9 protein-coding genes and 4 tRNA genes are annotated in these 8,458 nt (G+C 29.6%); 9 read left to right on the forward strand and 4 right to left on the reverse strand.

Features of this window, described 5'->3' with window-relative positions; translation table 11 throughout:
* Positions 1-398: 398 nt before the first annotated feature.
* The 3 genes from H8S10_RS17240 (at position 399) to H8S10_RS17250 (ending at position 2,554) form a co-directional block, all read left to right on the forward strand.
* Positions 399-746: a hypothetical protein gene (locus H8S10_RS17240; protein ID WP_055264599.1), complete on the forward strand. Its 348-nt coding sequence runs from the start codon at positions 399-401 to the stop codon at positions 744-746.
* Positions 747-804: 58 nt separating this feature from the next.
* Positions 805-1,308, forward strand: coding sequence for a GNAT family N-acetyltransferase (locus H8S10_RS17245; protein ID WP_186839688.1), 504 nt, complete (start codon positions 805-807; stop codon positions 1,306-1,308).
* Positions 1,309-1,513: 205 nt separating this feature from the next.
* Entirely contained in the window at positions 1,514-2,554 is a 1,041-nt protein-coding gene (locus tag H8S10_RS17250) for a peptidoglycan-binding protein (RefSeq protein ID WP_186839689.1), read from the forward strand.
* A 70-nt stretch (positions 2,555-2,624) separates the two neighbouring features.
* On the opposite strand, the gene H8S10_RS17255 is transcribed toward H8S10_RS17250, so the two are convergent.
* Positions 2,625-2,765, reverse strand: a complete 141-nt coding sequence (locus H8S10_RS17255; RefSeq protein WP_172675745.1) for a hypothetical protein — start codon at positions 2,763-2,765, stop codon at positions 2,625-2,627.
* A gap of 194 nt (positions 2,766-2,959) precedes the next feature.
* On the opposite strand from H8S10_RS17255, the gene zupT reads away from it, so the two are divergent.
* The 5 genes from zupT to H8S10_RS17280 all read left to right on the forward strand — a co-directional run bounded on the left by zupT (position 2,960) and on the right by H8S10_RS17280 (position 4,238).
* Positions 2,960-3,766 (forward strand): zinc transporter ZupT, encoded by an 807-nt coding sequence (zupT, locus tag H8S10_RS17260; RefSeq protein ID WP_055264602.1) that lies wholly within the window; start codon positions 2,960-2,962, stop codon positions 3,764-3,766.
* Positions 3,767-3,921: 155 nt separating this feature from the next.
* Positions 3,922-3,998, forward strand: a tRNA-Arg gene (locus H8S10_RS17265).
* 4 nt (positions 3,999-4,002) lie between these two features.
* Positions 4,003-4,078, forward strand: a tRNA-Lys gene (locus tag H8S10_RS17270).
* A 4-nt stretch (positions 4,079-4,082) separates the two neighbouring features.
* Positions 4,083-4,158 (forward strand) — tRNA-Val (locus H8S10_RS17275).
* Positions 4,159-4,164: 6 nt separating this feature from the next.
* Positions 4,165-4,238: transfer RNA gene (locus tag H8S10_RS17280), tRNA-Gly, on the forward strand.
* Positions 4,239-4,490: 252 nt separating this feature from the next.
* On the opposite strand, the gene H8S10_RS18315 is transcribed toward H8S10_RS17280, so the two are convergent.
* Both H8S10_RS18315 and H8S10_RS17285 read right to left on the reverse strand, forming a co-directional pair.
* On the reverse strand, positions 4,491-4,613 hold the full coding sequence (locus H8S10_RS18315) for a hypothetical protein (RefSeq protein ID WP_279287234.1): 123 nt from the start codon (positions 4,611-4,613) through the stop codon (positions 4,491-4,493).
* A 213-nt stretch (positions 4,614-4,826) separates the two neighbouring features.
* A complete protein-coding gene (locus tag H8S10_RS17285) occupies positions 4,827-5,945 on the reverse strand; it encodes a lysylphosphatidylglycerol synthase domain-containing protein (protein ID WP_055264603.1) in 1,119 nt (372 codons plus the stop codon).
* A gap of 229 nt (positions 5,946-6,174) precedes the next feature.
* Here H8S10_RS17285 and H8S10_RS17290 point away from each other — a divergent pair, with 229 nt between their 5' ends.
* The gene (locus H8S10_RS17290; RefSeq protein WP_186839690.1) at positions 6,175-7,938 is read left to right on the forward strand and encodes an aminopeptidase P family protein; all 1,764 of its coding nucleotides are present in this window, start codon (positions 6,175-6,177) and stop codon (positions 7,936-7,938) included.
* Positions 7,939-8,031: 93 nt separating this feature from the next.
* Here H8S10_RS17290 and H8S10_RS18320 read toward each other — a convergent pair whose 3' ends face one another.
* Entirely contained in the window at positions 8,032-8,166 is a 135-nt protein-coding gene (locus H8S10_RS18320) for a hypothetical protein (protein ID WP_269144363.1), read from the reverse strand.
* Positions 8,167-8,458: the final 292 nt, after the last annotated feature.

Below are 8,458 nucleotides of genomic sequence, written 5' to 3' on the forward strand. Positions count from 1 at the left end.
TGTTAATAAAAAGGAAGATAAGATTTGTTCTCTAAGCAAGCTTAAACGAGCTAGTTAGCTCTTTAACAACCTAATATTTTACATTTTATTATCCTCATAGGGATAGTCTGCCCTTTTTTAGGTCACTTTATTACTAATAATCCTAATTTTCCTATTTTTTCATCTCTAATTAATATTCACTTTTTAAAAGATCAATTATGCTCATCTCTATAATTAGTATACTTAAAATTTATAAAAATACACTGAAAGATAATAGTTAGATGTTAAAAAATTTTTTAAAAGTCTTAGTTAAAAAAGATAACCACTGAGGAGAGTGTTATAATATAAATTGATAGAGAAATAAGAATAATTATAAAATATTGAAGTAAGTATATTAAACTATTATATAAGGAGAAGTTATGTCAGAATTAAAGGTGTTTACTAAAGAGATGGTAACAGGTGGAGATACTTATGAAATAGCATATGCACATTCTTATCCTGAAAGGCATTGGTCAGAGGATTCATTGTATTTTAATGATGATGAAGATGGAATTAAGATACTAAGTCCATATTTTGATAAGGTATTTCCTGAATATGCGTATTATGGACCTCAAAAGGTTAGAATATATCAGTGGAATGAAATTGAGAGGCTTTGCAGGGAAGAGAATAATGAAAATATTTCTATAGAAGAATTTTTTGAAAAGGTAAGAAGCTGGATTAATAAAGGGAACAAAGGTGAGGACTATTTCTGGATTTTAGGATTATAAAGTAGTGAAAATTGAGAAACATTAAATTATTATATAGATGAAACAAAGGAGAATAAAAATGATATTAAGAAAATCAGATATAAATGATATAAATAGTATAATGAATATTATCAAACAAGCACAAGAATACTTTAAATTAGAGGGAATTGATCAATGGCAGAATAATTATCCTAACGCTGATACAATACATAATGATATAGAGAATGGTGAGAGTTATGTTTTAGTAAAGGATAATAATATCATTGCTACAACAGCACTTTCTTTTAATGGTGAACCTACATATAATTCTATTTATGAAGGAAGCTGGATTAACAATGGTAAATATGCAACTATTCATAGAATAGCAGTTAATAATAATTATAAAGGATTAGGAGTAGCACGTGAAATTATAAAGCAAGTTGAGGAGCTTTGCTCTAAGGAAGATGTATATAGTATAAAGGCTGATACACATGAAGATAATATTTCTATGCAGAAGATGCTTAAGAAAAATGGTTTTCAGTATTGTGGAGTGATTTATTTAGAAGATGGAAGCAAGAGAGTAGCTTTTGAGAAAATTTTATAGTTAATAAAAGGCTTGTTTTTATACCATAGAAACAAGCTTTTTCTACTTAATATCATAAATTGAAAATAAAGATTATTTAACAAAAATATAGAAGAATTGGAAAGGGATTGTTAACTAATAATTATTCTTGACTAGGAACAATTACAAACTTATAATTAACATGTAGATATAAAATATAATTTAATTTATTTTAGGGGGTTTACAGATGAAAGCAAAAAAGATAATTGGATTATGTTTAGCTGCTGCTTTAGTAGTTGGAATGGTAGGATGTCAAAGTGCTACTTCTAATGGAGGAAACAATACTCAACAAGAAGCATCAGCAGAAAAAGTAACATTAAAAATTGGACAAACTAACTTTGCTGCTCACGGAACAAAAGCATTTGCTATGGTTACTGCAGTAGTTAACGGAGATGAAATTGTTGATGCATACATCGATGAATTCCAATACATGAGCGCTGATTCAGCAACTGGAATTGTAAACAGCGAAGGTATGACTGACAACATAGCTGAAGGTAAAGTTTTAGCTTCAAAGCGTGAAAACAATGAAACATACTCAGCATCTCTAGCTGAAAAAGCAGGGTCAACTGTTAAGTACACAGACAACCTTGTAGCTATCCAAGACTTCGTAAAAGGTAAGAAGATTTCTGAATTAGAAGACTTAGTTAACAATAAGTCAGCAGAAGAAGTTACAGATGCTGTAACAGGAGCAACTCTTGCAGATACTGCAGGATACATCAAAGCTGTATTAGAAGCTGCTAAGCAAGCAGAAGGAACTACAGGTGTAGAATTTGCTGGAAACCTTGAAGATTTAAAATTATCTCAAGTTTACGCAGCAGCTCACGGAACAAAAGCTTTTGCAGTAGTTTCAGCATTAACTGACAATGATAAGGTTGTTTTATCATACATAGATGAATACCAATTCATGGCTGCTGATGGAACTACAGGTGTTGCAAACAGCACTGAAGGATTAGCAGATAACGTAGTTGAAGGAAAAGTTTTAGCTTCAAAACGTCAAAACAGTGATGCATACTCAGCAACTATGGCTGAAAAAGCAGGATCAACTGTTAAGTTTGCTGATAACTTAAATGCTATCCAAGAATTCGTTGATGGAAAGACAGTATCAGAATTAGAAGAAGTTACTGCTAAAACAAACGAAGAAGTTACAGATGCTGTAACAGGAGCAACTCTTGCAGATACTGCTGGATACATCAATGGAGTAATCCAAGCTGCAAAATCAGCTCAATAGCAATTAAAAATGTATTTAAAAAATGAGGATGTTAAAATTACATCCTCATTTTTGTATTTATTGAATGAATCTATTTTTTTAGAACTAATCCTTTACTTCTAATACAAGTACATTCTTTTGCCTCTTCTGTATGTAGGCATTGGTATTTAATTTTTTGAGGTGCTTGAATCTCAACAGTTTCTTTTTTATCTTTTAATTCTTTTGTTTCCATATATATAAATCCTTTCAGTAAAAATATTTAATAATATTATATATTTAATAATAACTATTATCAAATAGAATATTATTGAAATAATAAATAATTTTAAAAAAGAGTAATATAAAAATTTATTAAAAGGAAATTATTTACAAATAATAGTAATTGAATTACAATATCATTAGATGAAAAAAAGGAGCATAATAGGTATGGGAGTAATATTTGCTTTTGGTTTGACTTTACTTGCAGGATTGTCTACTGGTATAGGAAGTTTAATTGCTTTACTTACGAAGAAAACTAATAATAAATTTTTAGCAATTTCATTAGGATTCTCTGGAGGAGTAATGATTTATGTATCGTTGGTTGAGATATATCAAGATGCTAGAATTTCATTAGTAAGTTTTTATGGAGATACACTAGGAAAATGGATTACCGTATTAGCTTTTTTTGGAGGAATGTTACTTATAGGTATAATAGATAAGATAATACCTTCACCAGAAAATCCTCATGAAATAAAGAAAGTTGAAGATATGGATAAAAATTCTGAAAGTTGTAATACAAGCAGGTCAAACTTAATGAGAATGGGATTATTTACAGCAGTTGCATTAGCACTGCATAATTTTCCAGAGGGAATTGCAAATTTTATGTCTGCAATGCAAGATACTACAATAGCTATTCCTATAGCATTTGCAATAGCCATTCATAATATTCCAGAAGGAATTGCAGTATCAGTACCAATATTTTATGCTACAGGAAGTAGAAAAAAAGCTTTTGTATATTCTTTTGCTTCTGGATTAACTGAGCCTTTAGGAGCAATTATTGGATATACACTTTTACGACCATTTATGAGTGAGGGAGTTCTTGGAATTGTATTTTCAATGGTTGCAGGAATAATGATATTTATATCTTTAGATGAATTATTACCAGCAGCTAGAGAGTATGGGGAACATCATTTATCTATATATGGAATGGTAGCTGGTATGGCAGTTATGGCAATAAGCTTATTGCTTTTTTAATTATATATTGAGTTAGTGTAATTGCCATATTATTTTTGATTGAGTCATAATAAAATGGTTAATGGTAAAAATTACATTTAAAATAGGTATTGACCATTTGGCTAAAATAATATATTATACTATTTGTGCTTAGGAAAAGTACAAATAGTTATGATGCGTGTTTAGCTCAGCTGGATAGAGCAACGCCCTTCTAAGGCGTGGGCCAGGAGTTCGAATCTCTTAACACGCACCACTGTGATTCACTAGCTCAGTCGGTAGAGCACTTGACTTTTAATCAAGGTGTCCGGGGTTCGATTCCCCGGTGAGTCACCAACTGGGAAGCATAGCTCAGCTGGGAGAGCATCTGCCTTACAAGCAGAGGGTCACAGGTTCGATCCCTGTTGTTTCCACCATAATTTGCGGGTATCGTATATCGGTAATACTCCAGCCTTCCAAGCTGGAAAGGTGGGTTCGATTCCCACTACCCGCTCCAAATAAAAGGTAACTGTGAATTCAGTTATCTTTTTTTATTTTAAATATTATTTGTATAAACGAAGAAAAAACCTTAGGCACAAGTTTTATAACTCAATGCCTAAGGCTTTTTTTATCCTAATAAGGACAGATTAATTTAGTTAAGTTATTATTAAATTTTTTATAGAGCTAAATATTTATTTTATAGAAAGAAGCATTTCTATAAAAAGCTAAGCATTATATTACCAGAACCCAAATAAAAGTATTAGTGGGATTAAACCCCAACCGCCACCGAAACCGCAACCGAAGCCGTTACCCCAGCCACCACAGCCGTAGCAGTTATTACCCCAGCCACCACATCTATTGCCACAACCACCGCAACAGTTATTACGTCCATAATTACAACAACCTCTGTTATACATAACGTCATCTCCTATCATTTGTTTTTACAATATATACTATTCAAGAGATCAACTTATGTTGTCTAATAAAGTAAAATTATTATTTATTATGTATGATTAAAGAATAATAAAACTGATATTTAACATTTGGTGTTGGTATAAACTTAATATTGTAATAAACAGTTCTTAATTTAAAGCTAGTCCACAATTTATACAGCTTTACTTAAGCTTATTATAGGTAGCTTTAAGCCAAGGTTTAGTAATTTTTGAACAACTTTATTAAATAAATAGATAATCTTAGTAGGGATTATTGATACTTTTATGATAGGCATCAATATCCATATAGGTATAAGTAAAAGTATTAATAATAAAATAAAGTGAGAAGATACAGCTAACATATCTTTTAATAGAGTTCTTACTTTTGAGCTTAAATCTCTACATAATTCAAAGCTATACAGAATCATTCCAATTAACATAGGTATCAAATAATAGCTTATTCTATATAGAAGTATTAATAAAAGTACTTGTTCTGAAGGAACACCATAATTACCAAGTCCAAGTAATAAAGCTAAATCAAATGTTCCTATACCGCCAGGAGTCATACTAATCACAGCAACTATAATTGCTGATACATAAACTGATAAGAAATCTAAAGGATTGATAGATATATTAAGTATAAACATTAACCCGTATATAAGTATAATGGTAGTTATCCATTCAGAGACAGATATTAAACATATATTAATTGAAAATAAGAATTCGCCAGAATCCTTTGTTTTTAAGTATTTACGAATTAATATAGTTAAAACAACTGGAATATAAAGCGATATTATAAAAGCCGCAATATTTGTAAAACCTGAAAAGTTACCTTTTAATATATTTGAAATAGAAAAAACAAAACATACCATAGCAAAGCCACTAAGGTTAAATAGTACTATCTTTGATAATATTTTTGTAAGCTTCTTTTTATCATCAGTATATTTTGAGTAAAAATGACTCTTAAGTATTAAAGCTGTACTACCACCAAGACCAACGACATTGGCTATAGAGCTGGCAATCCACGAGTATTTGTATAGTTGAGTTAACTTAAGATTTATATTCACTCGTTTTCTTAATAATAAATCATAAAAAGATAATGGTAGGTAGGAAATTAAGCCTAGAACTAAAACTATTAATAATTTACTAAGAGTTAACTCGTCTGCATAAATATAAAATAAGTTCATATCAATTGTTGTTAACATTGAATAGAATTCTTTTAAAGCTATAAATAAAATTATAGATATTAGTAAAATTTGAAATATCTTTTTGTAAGATGATTTTATTTTCACAATATCCCCTCCTTGTAAATAACATAAAATTATGTTTTTATTCATAATAATACCATACCATTAAAGAAAAGTTAACAAAAAATTTAAAATTAGTAGTTAAATGTAATAGCAAAATTGATTACAATATGAGCAATAAAAGATAAATATAATTCTATATTTCTTTATATTCACATTTTTGTTACACTTAGTAATATAAAAGTTTTTAGAGATATGTGATAAGGAGATATATATGAAAATAGTTAATAAATTAAGAACCATTATGAAAAATAATAATATAGATCATTATATTATAACTAGTAATGATCCACATCAAAGTGAGTATGTAGCAGATTATTATAAGGGAAGAGCTTATATTTCAGGATTTACAGGTTCAGCTGGAACTCTTTTAGTATCTTCTGATAAGGCTAAATTATGGACAGATGGTAGATACTTTATTCAAGCTGAAAATGAACTTAAAGGTTCAGGAATAGAATTAATGAAGATTGCCACAGCGGGATATCCTACTTTAGAAGAATATATCAAGGAAAATGTTAAAGAAAATGAAACTTTAGGTATTTGCGGAAATTGTTATGCAGCAAGTGCATATAAGAAGTTATTAGAGATAGCAGAAGAGAATAATTTTAAAATAAACTTAGAACATGATTTATTAAATCATGTATGGAATGACAGACCAGAATTACCTAAGGAGAAGATATTTTTACATAATGTAATGTTCAGTGGGGAAAGTGCAAGAGAAAAAATATTAAGAATAAGAAAGAGGATGTCTGAGTTAAAAGCTGATAACTTTATTTTATCATCTCTTGATGATATAGCATGGACTTTTAACATAAGAGGAAATGATGTGAAGTTTAATCCTGTTGCTCTAGCTTATGCTTTAATATCTCAAGATGTAGCTACATTATATATTGATAAGAAAAAGGTTACAGATGAAATAATCCGTAATTTAAATTATGAAGGCGTGAAGATTAAGAATTATGACGATATATTCGAAGATGTTAGAAATATAAAAACATCAGTATTTATTGACTTATTAAAGACAAATGCAGAGATATATAATGCTATTTCTAAAGAGGTTAAAGTAATAGAAGGAACAAATATAACTACAGAATTAAAAGCTATAAAAAATTACGTAGAGCTAGCAAGCTTAGATAACTGTCAGGTTAGAGATGGTGTTGCTATGGTTAGATTCATAAAATGGCTAAAAGAGAGTGTAGGTAAAATAGAGGTTACAGAACTAAGTGCTACTGAAAAATTATCTAACCTTAGAGCAGAAGGAATAAATGCAAAAGGAGACAGCTTTGGAACTATAGCTGGATATAAAGACCATGCAGCTATGATGCATTACTCAGCCAATGAGGAAAGTGATTATGAAATAAAAGAAGAAGGATTATTCCTTGTAGATTCAGGTGGACAATACTTAGATGGAACTACAGATATAACAAGAACTTTTGTTATGGGAGACTTAACAGAAGAGGAAAAGATAGATTATACATTAGTGCTAAAAGGTCATATAGACTTAAGTATGGCTAAATTCTTAAAAGGCACAACAGGGATGCATTTAGATATTTTAGCTAGGGCAGCACTATGGAAACATGGAATAGATTATAAGTGCGGAACAGGCCATGGGGTAGGATTCTTCCTTAGTGTACACGAAGGACCACAAGGAATCAGACCTTCAGGAAATACAGTAGTCCTTGAACCAGGAATGATATTAACTAATGAACCTGGAGTTTACAAGGAAGGGAAGCATGGAATAAGAATTGAAAATACATTAGTAGTAATTAAAGATGAAGCCAATGAGTTTGGAGATTTTTATAGCTTTAAAACAATATCATACTGTCCAATAGATTTAGGAGCTGTTATCAAAGATATGCTTACTAAGGATGAGATAAATTGGCTTAATAATTATCACGAAACAGTTTATATCAAGTTAGCACCATTTTTAAATGATGAAGAAAAAGCATTCTTAAAGGAAATAACTAGAGAGATATAATGAAAAAGTAATACTAATTATAAAAAAGTTCTGCCATTGAAGGTAGAACTTTTTCTTTCTCTTGGCTCAATAAATTGATTATTGATAATTAAATTAAGAATTTTTCTTAATATAAATTTTTAAAGCTTTTATTATAAGTATTAAAATGTATATGCCTAAACCTGCAATAGCTAAATACAAAGCAATATTAAAATACCCCAAAAAGATTACTGGTACTAATGGCTCCATAAAATCTCCCCCTTTTAGTTTATAAATTTAATGAACTTAAGTTTAACATTGCTTATTAAATTGCTTATTGATTTTATAATTTGACTTTATAATAAACCAAAGTACTCCTGTTGGTATTATATTTACTAATAAAGTTAACCATGTATTAAATGGAGAGTTGGTTATTAAATTATGGCTCTGTTAGATTAAATTGTTGATATTGTACTCAAAATAGGGTTGTACAAATTACAACCCTATCTAACTATAAACTCTGTTTAGATTCCCTAACAATATTTCTATTGCAAAGGTCTAT

Origin of the sequence: Clostridium sp. NSJ-49 (assembly GCF_014287725.1) — a bacterium.
GTDB classification, from domain to species: domain Bacteria; phylum Bacillota; class Clostridia; order Clostridiales; family Clostridiaceae; genus Clostridium; species Clostridium disporicum_B.